Below are 17,087 nucleotides of genomic sequence, written 5' to 3' on the forward strand. Positions count from 1 at the left end.
TAAGTTTACGTTAGCGTAAACGTAAATTGATTGTTAGTCTAAGGTAAATTTGTTGCGCCATGATGGCAAGGGCGATTGCCCGGTCGTGATGGTCCCCGTCACAGGAGTGCTCATGGCCCGCCCGCAAACGGCCCATGATGTGCCAGCAAGGAGAGAGTGCCCATGAACAACCATCAGACCCGGTTCGGTGACGTGCCGCTGCACATCGGCGGGGAGGCGTACCCTTCCGCGAGCGAGCAGTGGATCGAGGTGACCGACCCGGCGGATCAGAGCCTGCTGGCGCGAGTGCCAAAGGCCACCTCGGCGGAAATTGCGCTGGCGGTGCGCACCGCTCACGACGCCTATCTGCTGTGGCGAGAGGTGCCGGCCTCCGAGCGGGCCCGGGTGATATTCAACTACCAGCATCTGTTGAAGACGCATCACGACGAGCTGGCGGCCCTGCTGGCTCAGGAGACCGGCAAGAACCTGGCGGATGCCAAAGGGGATGTGTGGCGCGGCATCGAGGTGGTGGAGCAGGCCTGCGCCATCGCCAGCCAGACCCTGGGGGAGACCATGGGCAACGTGGCCCGCCGGGTCGACGGCCACTCCTGGGTGCAGCCCCTCGGGGTCTGCCTTGGCATCACCCCCTTCAACTTTCCGGCCATGATCCCGCTCTGGATGTTCCCGCTGGCGGTGGCCTGCGGCAACGGCTTCGTGCTCAAGCCCTCCGAGCAGGATCCGCTCACCCCCATGCGCCTGGCCGAGCTGTTTGCCGAGGCAGGGGCCCCCAAGGGCATTCTGTCGGTGGTGCACGGCGGCGCCGAGCAGGTGGATGCGTTGCTGGCCCATCCCGACATCAAGGCGGTCAGCTTCGTCGGCTCGGCCCGGGTTGGCGGCCACGTCTATCGCAGCGCCACTTCCCAGCTCAAGCGGGCCCAGTGCTTTGTCGGTGCCAAGAACCACATGGTGATCATGCCGGATGCCAACAAGGCGCAGGTGCTGAGCAACCTGGTGGGGGCCGGGGTCGGCGCCGCCGGTCAGCGTTGCATGGCCATCAGCGTGGCGGTGTTCGTGGGCAGTGCCCGGGAGTGGATCCCCGAGCTTGCCGCCGAGTTCGCCAAGGTGAAGCCCGGTGTCTGGCACGATCCCGAAGCCGCCTACGGCCCCCTCATCAGCCCGGAGGCCAAAGTCAGGGTGGAGGGGCTTATCGAGGCGGGGATCGCCGAGGGGGCCGAGTGCCTGCTGGACGGCCGCTTCTGCGACGTGCCCGGCTACCCCGTGGGCAACTGGGTGGGGCCGACCCTGTTTCGCGGCGTGACCCCCGAGATGCGTATCTATAAGGAGGAGATCTTCGGGCCCGTGCTGGCCTGCCTCGAGGTGGCGAACCTCGATGAGGCGCTCGCCCTCATCAACGACAACCCCTACGGCAACGGCACCTCCATCTTCACCGGCTGCGGCGCTGCCGCCCGCAAGTTCCGTCACGAGGTGGCGGTGGGCCAGGTGGGGATCAACGTGCCCATCCCGGTGCCGCTGCCGTTCTTCTCCTTCACCGGCTGGCGTGGCTCCTTCTACGGTGATCTGCACGCCTACGGCAAGCAGGCGGTGCGTTTTTACACCGAGACCAAGACGGTGACCGAACGCTGGTTCGACGAAGACATCCCGACCGGCCCCAACATGACCATCCAACTGCGCTGACGGCAGGATGCCGCCCGGGTTGTCCGGGCGCCCCATTGACAGACACGGAACGACCGAACAAGTAAAAGGAAGCGAACAAGATGGATTTTAACCTGACCCCGGATCAGCAGGCCTATGTGGAGGCCGCCAGCGCTTTTGCCGAGGAGGCGCTCAAGCCCCACGCCGCGCGCTGGGACAAGGAACATGAATTTCCCGTCCCCACCATCAAGCAGGCGGCGGCGCTTGGCTTTTGCGGCCTCTACACCCCGGAGCAGTATGGCGGCCTCGGCCTGCCGAGACTCGATGCCAGCCTTATCTTCGAGCGCCTCGCCATGGGTTGCACCTCCACCACCGCCTATCTGACCATCCACAACATGGTGAGCTGGATGCTGGGCAGCTGGTTGCCTGCCGAGGTGGCCGAGGAGTGGGTACCGAGGCTGGCCAGCGGCGAGCTGCTGGGCTCTTATTGCCTCACCGAGCCAGGGGCCGGCTCCGACGCGGCGGCCCTCAAGACCCGCGCCGTGCGCGATGGCGAGGATTACGTCATCGACGGCAGCAAGGTGTTCATCTCGGGCGCCGGTAGCACAGACGTGCTGGTGGTGATGGCCCGCACCGGTGGCGAGGGGGCGAAGGGGATCTCCGCCTTCATGGTACCGGCCCAGAGCCTCGGCGTGAGTTACGGCAAGGCGGAGGAGAAGATGGGCTGGAACAGCCAGCCGACCCGTGAGGTGAATTTCAGCGCCGTGCGCATTCCCGCCCGTTACCGGCTGGGGCAGGAGGGCGAGGGGTTCAAGTTCGCCATGCAGGCGCTCGATGGCGGGCGCATCAACATCGCCACCTGTTCGGTCGGCACCGCCCAGCAGGCCCTCGACGATGCCCTGGCCCATGTGCAGCAGCGCCAGCAATTTGGCCACCCGATCAGCGAATTCCAGAGCGTGCAGTTTCGCCTGGCCGACATGGCCACCGAGCTCGCCGCCGCCCGGCTGCTGGTGCGTCAGGCGGCCGCGAGACTCGATGCCGGGGCGCCGGACAAGAGCGCCTGGTGCGCCATGGCCAAGCGCTTTGCCACCGACGTGGGTCACCGCATCTGCGACGACGCCCTGCAACTCTTTGGCGGCTATGGTTATATCCGCGAGTACCCGCTCGAGCGCTACCTGCGCGATACCCGGGTTCACCGCATTCTGGAGGGGACGAATGAAGTGATGCGGCTCATCATCGCCCGCCGACTGCTGGCCGAGCCCGGTCTGGCGCTGGAGTAGCGAGAGGGGGCCGCCCTGACGACGCGGTTGGCGTGACTCGTCGTCAGGCTTTGTGAGCCAGCCGCAGGTCGGCTCCATTCAACCCTGTCATCATGGGGCAGGTTTTTTGACAAGGACAACGCAATGACAAGGATCAGGCTCGAATATCACGGTCACGTGGCCTATATCACCCTCGACCATCCTCCCGCCAACACCTGGACGCTCGCCAGCCTGCAGGCTTTCCTGCAGATGATGGTGGAGCTCGATGGCCGCCCCGACGTGGTGGCGCTGGTGATCCGCGGGGCCGGAGACAAGTTCTTCTGCGCCGGCGCCGATCTCAACATGTTTGCCGACGGCAACCTGGAGCACGCCCGCGAAGTGGCCGAGGCCTTTGGCCGCGCCTTCGAGGCGCTGGCCCGCTTTCACGGGGTCAGCATCGCCGCCATCAACGGCTACGCCATGGGCGGGGGCCTCGAGGTAGCGCTGGCCTGCGACATCCGCATCGCCGAGCAGCAGGCCAAGCTGGGCCTGCCGGAGGCCTCGGTGGGCTTGCTGCCCTGCGCCGGCGGCACCCAGCGCCTCACCGAACTGGTGGGGCCGGGCTGGGCCAAGCGGATGATCCTCTGCGGCGAGAAGGTGAGCGCCACCCTGGCCTACGAGATGGGGTTGGTGGAGGAGGTAGTGAAGGAGGGGCACGCCTGGGAAGCGGCGCACCAGATGGCCCAGCTGGTGGAGCGCCAGAGCCCGAGCGCCCTGCGCGCCTGCAAGACCCTCATCAATCAGGGGCGCAGCGGCCATCGGGACGCGGCGCTGCCGCTGGAGCGCAGCCTGTTCCTCACCCTGTTTGACGATGCCAACCAGCGCGAAGGGGTGGCCGCCTTCCTCGAGAAGCGGGCCCCGCGCTGGCACTACGACCAACCCACGCCGTTGAAAAGGGAGTGAAGGATGAACGAGGTAATGATGGCGGCCCGCCGTGTCGCAGGGGCTGATACCCGGTCTGCGGAGGCCAGCCATGAGTGAGCCTGTGCGCATCGAGACCCACCCCACCGCGGATGGTCGCCACATCGGCATGCTGACCCTGGCCAGCCCCGCCTCCCTCAATGCCCTGAGCCTTGAGATGATCCAGTTGTTGCAGGGGGCGCTGACCCGCTGGGAGCAGGATCCGGCCATCGTCTGCGTGCTGCTGCAGGGGGCCGGCGAGAAGGCGTTTTGCGCCGGCGGCGACATCCGCTCTTTTTATTACCGCAAGCAGGAGGCGAGCGAGTCGGCACTGTTCGGCTATGCTCGCGACTTCTTCCTGCAGGAGTACCGGCTCGATCACCACATCCACTGCTACAGCAAGCCCCTCATCTGCGTGGCGGACGGCATCTGCATGGGGGGCGGCATCGGCCTCTTTGCCGGGGCCGGTTTTCGGGTGGTGACCGAGAAGAGCCTGTTCGCCATGCCGGAGGTGACCATCGGCCTCTACCCCGACGTGGGGGCCAGCTGGTTTTTGAGCCGCATGCCGGGCCGGCTCGGGCTCTGGCTCGGCCTCACCGGGGCCCGCTTCAACGGGGCGGACGCCATCGGCCTGGGTCTGGCGGATCACGCCATGGCGAGTCACGAGCGGGCGGAGCTGCCGGCGCGCCTCGCCGCCCTCGACTGGTCCGGCGCTGTCGACGCCAGCGAGCAGCTCGAGGGGCTGCTGGCCGGTTTGCAGCAATCTCTTGGCCAGACGCTGCCTGCCCCCGTGCTGCTACCCCACCAGGCCCGCATCGATGCGCTGTTGGCCGGTCGCTCCCTGCAAGGGGTGTTGGCACGCCTCGATGGGGCCGAGCTGGACGAACCGGCGCTGGCCCAGGCGCGGGCGACCTGCCAGAGCGGCAGCCCCATCAGTCGCGCCATTCTCTGGCGCCAGTTCTGGCAGGCTCGGCGCCAGTCGCTGGCCGAGGTGTTTGCCGACGAGCTGACCCTCTCGGTCAACTGCGTGCTCAGAGGGGACTTCGTGGAAGGGGTGCGGGCCCTGCTCATCGACAAGGACAAATCCCCCCGCTGGCAGGCCCCGCAGACTGGCGAGGCCTGGCTGGATGCCTTCTATCGCTGGCCCGAGGGGGACAACCCCTTGCGCCCCCGCTGACACGGGATCACACAAGGAACAGACCATGACAAGGATTGGATTTATCGGGCTTGGCAACATGGGGGGCCCCATGGCCGCCAACCTGGCCAGGGCGGGGCACACAGTGCAGGTGTTTGATCTGGTGGCCGAGAGCTTGGCCCGCGCCATCGAGGCTGGCTGCATCGCCGCTGGCGATGCCCGCGAGGCGGTGAGCGGCTGCGAGCTGGTGATCAGCATGCTGCCGGCGGGGGAGCATGTGCGCAGCCTCTGGCTTGGCGAGAGCGCCGGTGAGCGAGGCGGGCAGGATCTGCTGGCGGCCCTGCCGCACGGCGCCCTGGTCATCGACTGCTCCACCATAGACGTGGCCTCGGCCCGCCAGGTGGGGGCGGCGGCGCAGGCGCGCGGCATCCGTTTTCTCGATGCTCCGGTGTCGGGAGGGGTGGCCGGCGCGGCGGCGGGGACGCTGACCTTCATCGTCGGCGGCGAACAGGCGGATTTTGAAGCGGCCAGACCCGTGCTCGCCTGCATGGGGCAGAACCTGTTCCACGCCGGAGCGCTCGGCGCCGGCCAGATTGCCAAGATGTGCAACAACATGCTGCTCGCCATCCACATGGCGGGCACTGCCGAGGCGCTGGCGCTCGGGGTCAAGGAGGGGCTGGATCCGGCCGTGCTCTCCACCATCATGGGCAAGAGCTCGGGCAACAACTGGAGCCTGGAGCGTTACAACCCCTGGCCCGGGGTGATGGAGAACGTGCCGGCGTCGCGCAACTATCAGGGGGGCTTCATGACCCGGCTGATGGTCAAAGACCTGGGGCTCGCCATGGCCCTGGCCGAGCATGCCCACAGCGCCGTGCCCATGGGGGCGCTGGCCCGCAACCTGTTCAACCTGCACGCCACCAAGGGGCAGGGGGGCCGGGATTTTTCCAGCATCGTCGAACTCTATCTGGACAAGACAGAGCCGGGTTAAGGGCCGTTATCTACCTTTTTACCCGATAGCCTTTGACTCGATAGTCACCGGCCATCTCACCAGGAGCATTTATGGATATCAAACAAAAAGTCATCGCCATCACGGGGGCGGGCAGGGGGCTGGGTCGCGCCATCGCCCTGAGTCTGGCGGAGCAGGGGGCGCAGCTTGCGCTCATCGACGTCAACCGCACCGATCTGGAGGTGACCGAGGCGGAGGTGCGCAGCCGTGACGGCCGCTGCGCCCTGTTCGTCTGCAACGTGGCGAGCGAGCCGGAGGTCGAGTCGACCTTCGCCGCCATCAAGGATCAGTTCGGGGCCCTGCACTGCCTCGTCAACTGCGCCGGCATACTGCGCGACGGCATGCTGATCAAGGTGAAGGAGGGGTTGCTTGCGGAGAAGATGAGCCTGGCCCAGTGGCAGAGCGTCATCGACGTCAACCTCACCGGCACCTTCCTGTGCGGGCGCGAGGGGGCGGCGCTGATGGCCACCGGCGGGGAGGGGGGCGTCATCATCAACATCTCCTCCATCGCCCGCGCCGGCAACATGGGCCAGAGCAACTATGCCGCCAGCAAGGCAGGGGTGGCCTCCCTGGTGGTCACCTGGGGGAAGGAGCTGGCCCGCCACGGCATCCGGGTGATGGGCATCGCCCCCGGGGTGTTTGCCACCGACATGACGGCGGCGATGAAGCCCGAAGCCATGGCCCGCATGCAGCAGGCCATCCCGGTGGGGAGCCTCGGGCAGGCGGCGCAACTGGCCCAGACGGTGCATTTTATTCTCGCCAATGACTATCTGTCGGGGCGGATGATCGAGCTGGACGGCGGCTTGCGCCTCTAGATTCCAGCTCTCTTTTGCAGATGCCCCTGGCCCTCGGCGCAGGGGCATTTTTATTGAAACGTTTGTCAGCAGTCAGGTTTGCCGAGCTCGGCTGCAAGCTGCATTCTCATGCAGGTCTTATCCGCAAAAAGGGGGCTCAGGTCATGGAAAAATGTGAAATATCAACGGGTCTTTCTTAATTTGAACCAGCTCACAGGCCCCCGGGGTCAGTGCTGTAAAATTGCGCGCGGTCAAGGCGGTGCATGATTGACGGTACGAGGGATTGCGGTCGGAATAGTCATGCAATATAGTTGCCGCCTTTTTCACGGGGTACGGATTTCTAGCCCCTCCCATATTGCGCGCAGTATGAATACGGACGCTCTGCCGCCGCCTAATTAAACAGGATTGAGATGGACAAGAAACTGGGGCTTGGCGCCCTCATCTCGCTGGTGATCGGCTCCATGGTCGGTGCCGGGGTCTTCAGTCTGCCGCAAAACATCGCCGCTCATGCCAGTGCCGGGGCCGTCGCTTTGGGATGGGCCATCACAGGTATCGGCATGATCTGCCTCGCGCTTGTGTATCAGAACCTCTCCATGCGTCGCCCGGATCTCGATGGCGGCATCTTCAGCTATGCCAAGGCCGGTTTCGGCGATTTCATCGGCTTCAACGCTGCCTGGGGCTACTGGCTCTGCCAGCTGCTGGCCAACGTCTCCTACGCCATCGTGGTGTTCAGCGCCCTCAGCTACTTCTTCGATACACCGGACAACGTCATCTTCGGTGACGGCAACACCCCGGTGGCCATCACGCTCGCCTCCATCCTCATCTGGTCGGTACACGCCCTGGTGCTGCGCGGCATCCAGGTGGCGGCGCTGGTGAACATAGTCACCACCATCGCCAAGATGGTGCCCCTCATCGTCTTCTGCGTGGCCATCCTGCTCGCCTTCAACATGGATACCTTCACCCTGGACATCTGGGGTCAGGGCACCCCTGAGCTGGGCTCCGTGATGGATCAGGTCAAGTCCACCATGAAGGTGACGCTCTGGGTCTTCATCGGCATCGAGGGGGCCGTGGTGGTCTCCGCCCGTGCCCGCCATCGCAAGGATGTAGGCCGTGCCACCGTGCTGGCGCTGCTGGGGGCCCTGACGCTCTACGTCATGGTGACCCTGTTCTCGCTGGGGGTCATGAACCAGCCGCAACTGGCGGCCCTCAAGAACCCCTCCACCGCCATGATCCTGGAAGCCGTGGTCGGCCCCTGGGGCGCCTGGCTCATCAACATCGGCCTGGTCATCTCTGTGATGGGGGCCCTGCTGAGCTGGACCGTGCTGGCGGCGGAAGTGCCCTACATCGCGGGCAAGACCGGCGTCTTCCCCGGCTGGTTCGCCAAGGAGAACAAGAACGGTTCGCCGCAGGTGTCGCTCTGGTGCTCCACCTGCCTGGTACAGACCTTCCTCATCATCATCTACTTCCAGAGCAGCACCTATCTGGCGCTGGTCAACATCGCCACCTCGGCGGCGCTGGTGCCCTACGTCTTCTCCGGCGCCTACGGGCTGAAGCTGGCGCTGAAAGGGGAGACCTACGCAGGTCAGCCCCATCAGCGCAAGCGCGACCTGTTCCTGGCGCTGGTGGCGACCGTCTACGGCTGCTGGCTGGTCTATGCCGCCGGGGTCGAGTACCTGCTGCTGGTGGCGCTGCTCTACAGCCCCGGTATCTTCATCTACTGGAAGGCGCGCCAGCATCACGGGCTGCGCGGCCTCAACCGGCTGGAGCAGGGGATGACGGCGGCCCTGCTCGGTTGCGCCGTGCTGGCCTTCTACAAGGTGATGGACGGTACCATTCCCTTGAGTTAACCGGCACAATGAAGAGATGGCCCAAGGGCCATCTCTTTTTTTATGTGCTGCACACGACCTGGTGCGCGGCAGAGCCTCGGAAGGAATTTTTATGCTGTTTATGGGTTATCTGCTGCTGGGGGCATTCGCCGGCATGTTGGCGGGATTGTTCGGCATCGGCGGCGGTCTCATCATAGTGCCCGTGCTGGTGCTGAGCTTTCACGCCCAGGGCGTCGCCCCCGACATCATTACCCATCTGGCACTCGGCACCTCGCTGCCCACCATGATCTTCACCGGCTTCAGCTCCCTGCGCGCCCACCAGGAGGCCGGTGCGGTGGACTGGGTGATGATCCGCCGGCTTGGTGCCGGCATGCTGATCGGGGCCTGGCTCGGCGGCATGACCGCCAACCTGCTCAGCGCCAGCACCCTCAACATCATCATCGGCTGCTTTGCCTGGACCATGGCGCTGCAGATGGGGCTCAACCTCAAGCCCAAGGCGGAGCGTCATCTGCCGGGGGCGCTCGGCACCGGCATCGCCGGCACCGTGATCGGCTGGATGTCGGCACTGTTTGGCATCGGTGGCGGCTCGCTGACCGTGCCTTATCTGAGCTGGAACAGCGTGCCGATGCGCAACGCCGTGGCGGCCTCCGCCGCCTGCAGCATGCCCATCGCCCTGGCAGGCAGCCTCAGCTACCTCTACGCCGGCTGGGGCAACCCGGATCTGCCAGAGTGGAGCCTGGGTTACATCTATCTGCCGGCGCTGCTCGGCATAGTGCTCACCAGTACCCAGTTTGCCCGGGTGGGGGCCAAACTGGCGCACCGGCTCTCTCCCCAGCGGCTCAAGCAGGCGTTCGCCCTGTTGATGCTGCTGGTGGGTGCCAAATTCATGCTGTTTAGCTGAACCCTTGGCCAGATTGTTGAAAAATAAGGCGAACGGCACGAGCAAGGGCAGAAAGCCGTTGCATTGAGGGGCCAGTTTGCCTATTCTCCTCGCCGGTGGTCCTATTGGTCCTCTCGCATTGATAACCCGTCGACCTGGTCAGGACCGGAAGGTAGCAGCCAAGGCGGGGGACTCGAGTGCCGGGATGTGGCTGGTAGGGCCACCACTTGTTTTTGTAATTCAATAAGTTACAGCTAATAGCCCCCTTAAGACCTCTTGGTCATCCACTTGATGTGGATGAGTCTGGCGTCTTCATCCCATATTTCCGATTCTTTGCCGCAAGCTCTCAGGTGCGACCGCAAGGTGACCCTGGCGTCCAGCGCGAACGTCCCCCCTTGATCTTCCACGCAGTTCCCTTGGGATCATGTTTCCCTCAGTCACTGCCCGTGGCCTCTATTGCCATTGCATCCTCTTTGTTCTCACCACGCTACAACCCCTTTTTGAAAGAGAAGGGCTTGCCGTACGCCTACGGCCAGGCGCTGGAAAGTGTCAGACCGTCGGCAACCCCAGGCACTTGACTGGTGGCGCGTGAACCACTTGCTGGCCTGACGGGCAACGGCCAGCACTGGGGGATCAGGCCAGCTGCGTTCGCTTCTCGATCAGGAAATCCATCAGCGCCCGGATCTTGGCCGGCATCTGGACCCGCGACGGCACATAGAGATAAAACCCCGGGAAGGGGGGGCACCAGGGGGCGAGCACCCGCACCAGTGAGCCGTCACTCAGGTGCTGGCGCACCCGCAGATCCAGGTGTTTGACCAGCCCCACCCCCTGCAGGGCCGCCTGCAGCATGCTGTCGACGTCGTTGAACACGGCGTTGCCCTTGGGATCGACGATCTGGGTGTGCTGCTCCTCATCGGGGGAGGTAAACGACCAGCGGTCGATGGTGTTGCTGGAGGTGAAGCGGTAGGCCAGGCAGTTGTGCCGGGTGAGATCGCCCGGGGTCTGCGGCGTGCCATGCTGCCTGAGATAGTCGGGTGAGCCGACAATGGCCATGGTCAAAGGCGGAGTGATGGGCACCGCCACCACGTGTTCATCCAGGCTCTCCCCCAGGCGAATGCCGGCATCCATTCCGTCGGCGATGATGTTGGAAAAACCGTCCGCCATCACCAACTCCAGCCGCAATTTCGGATAGCGCGCCAGAAACTCTCCCATGTGTGGCTCGATCAGCAACCGTGCGGCGATGCGCGAGCTGTTGATGCGAATAAGGCCCGAGGGCTCAAGGTGGGAGTCATTAAGTTCGCTCACCACCCGCTCGATGGCCGTGAGCGAGGGTTGCAGCACGTCCAGCAGGCGCAGCCCTTCCTCGGTCAGCGACATGTCGCGGGTAGTGCGGTTGAGCAGCCGCACCTGTAGCTGTTGCTCCAGCCCTTTCAGGTGTTGGGAGAGGGCGGCGCGGGTCACCCCCATCTCGGTGGCGGCTTTGGTGAAGCTGCGGTGACGGGCGATGTGGGCAAACCACGTCAGTGACGCGACGAGTGAAGGTTCTATGGGCATTTGTTTAGCCTGGCTAATCAGTCATGTCTTGATAGGTACGTATATCTAGCTCAATAGACTTACTACTATGTGCTTGAAATCGCGTCAAGCATGACGCCCTGAACCTAACGGAGAGCCCGACCATGTCCCACGTCACCTTCCCCAATCGCAACGGCCAAGGCATCACCATGGCCGCCATCGTTCACTTCCCCGCCCATTTTGATGAGCACAAACAATACCCGGCGGTCGTAGTCTCCCACCCCGGCGGCGGGGTGAAGGAGCAGACCGCGGGCCTGTACGCCAGCAAGCTGGCCGAGCAGGGCCTCGTTGCCATCGCCTTTGACCGCTCCTATCAGGGCGAGAGCTCGGGCGAGCCGCGTCAGCTGGAGAATCCCCATGTCAGCAGCGAGGACGTCAGCGCCGTGGTGGACTACCTGACCACGCTGCCCTATGTCGACGAGAACCGGATCGGGGCCATGGGCATCTGCGCCGGCGCTGGCTACAGCGCCAATGCCGCCATCCAGGATCGCCGCATCAAGGCGCTCGGCATGGTCAGCGCGGTCAACATCGGCCAGATGTTCCGCAATGGCTGGGACAACAGCGTCAAGGATGCCGATGCCATGGGGTATCTGGCGTTCGGCTCCCAGGCCCGCACCGCAGATGCGGCAGGCAGCGGCTACGCCACCATCCCCTTGGCGCCCCTGCGTGAAGAGGATGCCCCCAACGAGGAGCTGCGCGAAGCCTGGGAGTACTACCATACCCCGCGCTGCGAGCACCCCAATGCGCCGGGCTTTGCCCTGACCCGCAACCTGAACCAGATCATCACCTACGACGCCTATCACAAGGCGGAGGCCTTCCTGACCCAGCCCATTCTGGCGGTGGCAGGAAGTGTGGCTGGCAGCAAGTGGATGAGCGATGACCTGCTGGCGCGCGCCGCGAGCACAGACAAGACCCTGCATGTGGTGGAGGGGGCCAATCACATGTCCCTCTACGATGTGCCCCGCCATGTCGACGAGGCCGTCGCCATGCTGGCCCCCTTCTTCCTGCGAACCCTGAACTAATCGGCCCGCGAGAGGGGGAGACCCCTCTCGCTTATCGAGGAGCATCATCATGAGCCATGTATTGAACCTGACCTATCAGAACCTGGGCTGGCAGACGGCGGCCGACCTCTACCTGCCGCCCGATTTCGACGAGCAAAAGCGCTACCCGGCCATCGTCAGCACCCACCCCATCGGCAGCTGCAAGGAGCAGACCGCCGGCAATGTCTACGCCAAAGGGCTGGCTGCGGCGGGGTTCGTGGTGCTGGTGCACGATGCCAGCTTCCAGGGTGCCAGCGGCGGTGAGCCGCGCTTTATCGAGGATCCGGCCATTCGGGTCTCCGACATCCGCTTCGCGGTGGATTACCTGCAATCCCTGCCTTATGTGGATAGCGATCGCATCGGCGCCATCGGTGTGTGCGGTGGGGGCGCCTACACCATCCATGCGGGCATCACGGATCACCGCCTCAAGGCGCTGGTCTCCATCACTGGGGTCAACTATGGCCGCCTGATCCGCGAAGGCTTCGCCCAGTTCAAGCCTCTTGAGCTGGCCCTGGGCATCGCCCGGATGCGCACGGCGCAGGCACAAGGGAGCGCCATGGAGCCCGCCGATCTGCTGCCGGCGTCAGTGGCAGCGGCCACCGCGGCAGGCATCACCGACATCGACGTGCTGGAGGCCACCGAGTACTACAAGACGGCGCGCGGTCAGCAGCCCCATGGCGCGACCCGCCAGCTGATGTCCTTCACCGGCGCCGCCATGGGGTGGGATGCCTTCCTCCATGCCGAGGTGCTGCTGACCCAGCCGCTGATGGTGGTCATCGGCGACAAGGCGGGGGGCTTTGGGGCCTATCGGGACGGCTGGGAGATCTACGGCCGCGCCGCCTCCACCGACAAGCACATTGTCGTGGCCGAAGGCTGGTCCCACTACGACCTCTACGATAAACCCGAGCCGGTGGCCATCGCCATGGCAAGCCTCGTGCCCTTCTTCCAGCGCACCCTGTGATCCCGCGGTGGGGGCATCCCCACCCATTCAAGCGACAAGGTAAACCGATATGCGAAACGTACTGATCCTCGGCGCCAGCGGCCAGATAGCCCGGTGGGTGGTCAAGGGGCTCGCCGGGCAGGGCGACATCCGCCAGACCCTGCTGCTGCGCGACCCAAAGAAGTTGAGCGGCCGTGAGCCGGCCAACGCCAGGGGGGTGATCGGCAGCGTGCTGGACAAGCCGCTGCTCAAGGAGGCGATGGCAGGACAAGAGATCGTCTACGCCAACCTCAGTGGCGACAACCTGGACAAGCAGGCCCAGGCGATCATCACCGCCATGCAAGCCGCCGGAGTGAAGCGCCTGGTCTTCGTGCTGTCGCTTGGGATCTACGACGAGGTGCCCGGCAAGTTCGGCCAGTGGAATCGCGGCATCATCGGCGAGGAGCTTAAACCCTACCGGCGTGCGGCGGACGCCATCGAGGCATCGGGGCTCGCTTACACCATCTTGCGCCCGGCCTGGCTGACCGATGAGGATGAGGTGGATTACGAGCTGACCGCCAAGGGCCAGCCTTTCCAGGGCACAGTGGTGTCGCGCAGGAGCGTGGGGGATCTCATCACCCGGATCCTGGTCTCGCCCGAGCTGCATCTGGGGGAGAACCTTGGCATCCACCAACCCGGCAGCGAGGGCGACAAGCCGTACTTCATGTAGGGGGGGGCGAGGGCGCTGGTCTGCGGTGCCGGGACGGGGGCGCGGGCGTCATGTCGCTTGCAGCGACGCCATGCCGGCCCGATGGGCCTGCTCCAGCTCATCCAGGTCGAGTACATAGGCGCGGTTGTCCGCGAGGCTGGCGATCGCCAGATCGATGAAGTGGCGTACCCGGGCGGGCTGGGCGGCGCGACTGCCGTAGTAGAGAAACAGGCCGAGCCGCTGGGTCATGTGCTCGAGCAGCAAGGGCACCAGGCGGCCGGCGCGGATATGCGCCGCCGCCGTCGGCCCGGCCAGCTGGCCGATGACGTCGCCAGCCAGCACGGCCCCCAGCTCCACCATCTCGTCGTTGGTGGAGAGCGCCGGGCGCACCGGATGCTCCTGCAGTTCGTCCCCCATCTTGACGTACCAGGGGATCAGGCGTCCGTTGCCGGCGTGGCGAAAGGCACTGCAGCGATGCAGGGCAAGGTCGTGCAGGGTGAGGGGCACGCCATATTTGCGCAGATACGCGGGGGCGGCGCAGATGATGAGCTGCATGGGGAACAGGCGGCGCGCGATCAGCCCCTCCTGGGGCGAGATGCCGATGCGCAGCCCCACATCGACCCGCTCCTCCACCCAGTTGCCGACCCTGTCATCGAGCCGGATATCCGGCTGCACATCGGGATAGCGGCGGCAGTACTCCTCCAGCAGCGGCCCTATGACCGTCTGCACCACGGAGCGCGGGCCCACTATTCGCAGCGGGCCGGCGAACTCCTCACGGGTCTGGCGCGCCGCCGTCAGGGCCTGCTGCAGGCCGAGCAGGGCAGGCTGCGCCGCCTCCAGAAATCGTTGCCCCTCTTCAGTCAGCGACATGCTGCGGGTGGTGCGATGAAACAGGCGTACCCCCAGATAGCTTTCCAGCTGCCCGAGCGCCTTGCTGGCGGCCTGGGGAGAGATCTGCTGGGCCTCGGCCGCCTTGCTGAGGCTGCCCAGCTCGGCCGTGTGTACGAAGGTGGTGATGGAGCGCAATTCGTTGATCATGGTCTGGCTCATGGATTTACATCATTTGGTTGTAACTGATTCCGTCATTTATCGTCTAGTTCGATGTTTATCCCATCTCTATAGTGCGTCCATCGACCGCGCCAGCCTTTAGCGCTTGACTCCCCTTCGGGTTGGTTGAGACAAGGGGCTGTGCATCCATGGTTACCAGGGCAGTTTCGGCTGCATTGTGAGAAAAGGAGCAAGCATGCAAACACGTCAATTGGGTCACAGCGGGCTGACGGTATCCGCCATCGGTCTGGGCTGCATGGGCTTGAGCTTTGGTTATGGCCCCGCCACCGACAAGGCGGAGGCGATCGCCCTTATCCGGCGCGCCCATGAGCTCGGGGTCACCTTCTTCGATACCGCCGAAGCCTATGGCCCGGGCGACAACGAGTTGCTGCTGGGGGAGGCGCTGGCCCCGTTTCGCGACAAGGTGGTGATCGCCACCAAGTTCGGCTTCAAGCACGGCAAGGTACCTGATGGGCTGGACAGCCGGCCGGAAAATATCCGCGCCGTGGCCGAGGCATCCCTGCGCCGGCTCAACACCGATGTCATCGATCTCTTCTATCAGCACCGCGTCGATCCCGAGGTGCCGATGGAGGAGGTGGCCGGCACAGTACAGGATCTGATCCGCGAGGGGAAAGTGCGCCACTTCGGTCTGTCCGAGGCTGGCGTCGATTCCATCCGCCGTGCCCACAAGGTGCAGCCGGTGGCGGCGCTGCAGAGCGAATACTCCCTCTGGTGGCGTGAGCCCGAGCAGACGATCCTGCCGCTGCTCGACGAGCTGGGGATAGGTTTCGTGCCGTTCAGCCCGCTTGGCAAGGGCTTTCTGACCGGGGCCATCAAGGCCGATACCCGCTTCGAGGCGAACGATTTTCGCAGCATAGTGCCGCGCTTTGCCGAGGAGGCCCGCGCCGCCAACCTGCGCCTGGTGGAGGTGCTGGGGGATCTGGCCGCCAGCAAGGGGGTGACGCCGGCGCAGATTGCGCTTGCCTGGCTGCTGGCCCAGCGGCCCTGGATCGTGCCCATTCCGGGCACCACCAAGCTGCACCGGCTGGAAGAGAACCTGGGGGCCGCCGCCATCAGGCTCGGCAGCAGCGAGCTGACCGACATTGACGCCGCCGTGGCAGGCATCGAGCTGGAAGGGGGGCGCTACCCGGCGCACCTGGGAAAACTGGTGGGGCGCTGAGGCGCCCTGTTTGAAAGCGAGCCGTGCAAGGCACCCGGCCACTGCCGCGTGTCTTGGCAACGCTCGCGTCGCCCCGGTTAGCCGGGGCCCTTATGTTGTTATGACTCACAGGAGCCGCGATGGCCGGTATTATCTCGTCTGTATTGCAATCGGGTCTGCCCGAACACCAGGACTCAACCCAGTATCGGGCGGGCCGGTTTCACAATCTGGTGGCGCCTCCCGCGCGCAGTGTCTGGAAAGAGGTCGGGATCTGGCGTGACTTCCTGTTTGGCAAGCCCGCCGGCACCCTGCCGGATCGCGCCATCCCGGTGCAGGCCATGACCCTTGCGGATGTCATGGCGGCTCCGGATTCCAGCGTCTGGCGGCTGGGTCACTCCAGCCTGCTGCTCAAATTGCGCGGCCAGTTCTGGTTGACCGATCCCGTCTTCAGCGAGCGCGCCTCACCGTTCTCATGGCTCGGTCCCAAACGCTGGCACGCCCCGCCCATGGCTCTTGAGGATCTGCCGCCCCTGGCCGGGGTGATCCTCTCCCACGATCACTATGACCACCTGGATCAGGCCACCATAGTGGCGCTGCAGGGGCGGGTGGCGCACTTCATCACCCCGCTCGGTGTCGGGGCCAGGCTCCGCGCCTGGGGCGTGCCGGCGCACAAGATCAGGGAGCTGGACTGGTGGCAGCAGACCCGGGTCGATGGCATTGAACTCATCGCCACGCCGGCCCAGCACTTCTCCGGCCGCGGCCTGAGCGATGGCAACCAGACTCTTTGGGCCTCCTGGGTCATTCGCAGCGATGAGTGCAAGCTGTTCTTCAGCGGCGACAGCGGCTATTTCGCCGGCTTCAAGGAGATAGGGGAGCGCCATGGCCCGTTTGACATGGCCTTCCTCGAGACGGGGGCCTACAACGAGCGCTGGGCCCATGTGCACATGTTTCCGGCCCAGACCGCACAGGCGTTTCACGATCTGCGCGCAACCTGGCTCTATCCCATCCACAACGGCACCTTCGATCTCGCCATGCACCCATGGGATGAGCCGCTGGAGCAGATCACCCGGCTGGCGGCCGAGCAGCAGATCCCGCTGACCACCCCCATGATGGGGGAACCGCTGACCTTGCAGGCCCCCCATGGCGGCAGCCCCTGGTGGCGGGAGTGAA

At 65.0% G+C, this 17,087-nt stretch carries 15 protein-coding genes and 1 other RNA gene; 14 read left to right on the forward strand and 2 right to left on the reverse strand.

Annotated elements, in window-relative coordinates:
• The first annotated feature begins 162 nt into the window (after positions 1-162).
• The 9 genes from CK627_RS14040 to ffs all read left to right on the forward strand — a co-directional run bounded on the left by CK627_RS14040 (position 163) and on the right by ffs (position 9,691).
• Positions 163-1,674, forward strand: coding sequence for a CoA-acylating methylmalonate-semialdehyde dehydrogenase (locus tag CK627_RS14040; protein WP_095592656.1), 1,512 nt, complete (start codon positions 163-165; stop codon positions 1,672-1,674).
• A gap of 80 nt (positions 1,675-1,754) precedes the next feature.
• Positions 1,755-2,912, forward strand: coding sequence for an acyl-CoA dehydrogenase family protein (locus CK627_RS14045; RefSeq protein ID WP_095592657.1), 1,158 nt, complete (start codon positions 1,755-1,757; stop codon positions 2,910-2,912).
• Positions 2,913-3,035: 123 nt separating this feature from the next.
• A complete protein-coding gene (locus CK627_RS14050) occupies positions 3,036-3,833 on the forward strand; it encodes an enoyl-CoA hydratase (RefSeq protein ID WP_005301473.1) in 798 nt (265 codons plus the stop codon).
• Positions 3,834-3,903: 70 nt separating this feature from the next.
• Positions 3,904-5,007: an enoyl-CoA hydratase/isomerase family protein gene (locus tag CK627_RS14055; RefSeq protein ID WP_095592658.1), complete on the forward strand. Its 1,104-nt coding sequence runs from the start codon at positions 3,904-3,906 to the stop codon at positions 5,005-5,007.
• Positions 5,008-5,032: 25 nt separating this feature from the next.
• The gene (gene mmsB / locus CK627_RS14060; RefSeq protein WP_095592659.1) at positions 5,033-5,953 is read left to right on the forward strand and encodes a 3-hydroxyisobutyrate dehydrogenase; all 921 of its coding nucleotides are present in this window, start codon (positions 5,033-5,035) and stop codon (positions 5,951-5,953) included.
• 71 nt (positions 5,954-6,024) lie between these two features.
• Positions 6,025-6,786 carry an SDR family oxidoreductase gene (locus CK627_RS14065; RefSeq protein ID WP_016350888.1) on the forward strand — a complete coding sequence of 254 codons (762 nt, stop codon included), beginning with the start codon at positions 6,025-6,027 and terminating at the stop codon, positions 6,784-6,786.
• Between the two features lie 389 nt (positions 6,787-7,175).
• Positions 7,176-8,612: an arginine-ornithine antiporter gene (gene arcD, locus CK627_RS14070; RefSeq protein WP_010633821.1), complete on the forward strand. Its 1,437-nt coding sequence runs from the start codon at positions 7,176-7,178 to the stop codon at positions 8,610-8,612.
• Positions 8,613-8,703: 91 nt separating this feature from the next.
• A complete protein-coding gene (locus tag CK627_RS14075; protein WP_095592660.1) occupies positions 8,704-9,492 on the forward strand; it encodes a sulfite exporter TauE/SafE family protein in 789 nt (262 codons plus the stop codon).
• Between the two features lie 102 nt (positions 9,493-9,594).
• Positions 9,595-9,691, forward strand: an RNA gene (gene ffs, locus CK627_RS14080) — signal recognition particle sRNA small type.
• A 413-nt stretch (positions 9,692-10,104) separates the two neighbouring features.
• Here ffs and CK627_RS14085 read toward each other — a convergent pair.
• Positions 10,105-11,025: a LysR family transcriptional regulator gene (locus CK627_RS14085; RefSeq protein WP_095592661.1), complete on the reverse strand. Its 921-nt coding sequence runs from the start codon at positions 11,023-11,025 to the stop codon at positions 10,105-10,107.
• Between the two features lie 122 nt (positions 11,026-11,147).
• Between CK627_RS14085 and CK627_RS14090 the strand changes: the two genes are divergently transcribed.
• From CK627_RS14090 to CK627_RS14100, 3 genes are read left to right on the forward strand one after another with little or no spacing between them, the layout of a single operon-like run.
• Positions 11,148-12,065, forward strand: coding sequence for an alpha/beta hydrolase (locus CK627_RS14090; RefSeq protein WP_095592662.1), 918 nt, complete (start codon positions 11,148-11,150; stop codon positions 12,063-12,065).
• Between the two features lie 49 nt (positions 12,066-12,114).
• Positions 12,115-13,044, forward strand: coding sequence for an alpha/beta hydrolase (locus tag CK627_RS14095; RefSeq protein ID WP_095592663.1), 930 nt, complete (start codon positions 12,115-12,117; stop codon positions 13,042-13,044).
• Positions 13,045-13,093: 49 nt separating this feature from the next.
• Positions 13,094-13,732: an SDR family oxidoreductase gene (locus tag CK627_RS14100; RefSeq protein ID WP_095592664.1), complete on the forward strand. Its 639-nt coding sequence runs from the start codon at positions 13,094-13,096 to the stop codon at positions 13,730-13,732.
• Between the two features lie 48 nt (positions 13,733-13,780).
• On the opposite strand, the gene CK627_RS14105 is transcribed toward CK627_RS14100, so the two are convergent.
• On the reverse strand, positions 13,781-14,761 hold the full coding sequence (locus CK627_RS14105; protein ID WP_080761011.1) for a LysR family transcriptional regulator: 981 nt from the start codon (positions 14,759-14,761) through the stop codon (positions 13,781-13,783).
• A gap of 193 nt (positions 14,762-14,954) precedes the next feature.
• Between CK627_RS14105 and CK627_RS14110 the strand changes: the two genes are divergently transcribed.
• Together CK627_RS14110 and CK627_RS14115 are read left to right on the forward strand one after the other, a co-directional pair.
• Positions 14,955-15,938, forward strand: coding sequence for an aldo/keto reductase (locus CK627_RS14110; protein ID WP_026140898.1), 984 nt, complete (start codon positions 14,955-14,957; stop codon positions 15,936-15,938).
• A 119-nt stretch (positions 15,939-16,057) separates the two neighbouring features.
• Positions 16,058-17,086, forward strand: a complete 1,029-nt coding sequence (locus CK627_RS14115; RefSeq protein ID WP_254425311.1) for an MBL fold metallo-hydrolase — start codon at positions 16,058-16,060, stop codon at positions 17,084-17,086.
• The last annotated feature ends 1 nt before the right edge of the window (position 17,087 follow it).

The organism is Aeromonas dhakensis (genome assembly GCF_002285935.1).
Lineage (GTDB): Bacteria > Pseudomonadota > Gammaproteobacteria > Enterobacterales > Aeromonadaceae > Aeromonas > Aeromonas dhakensis.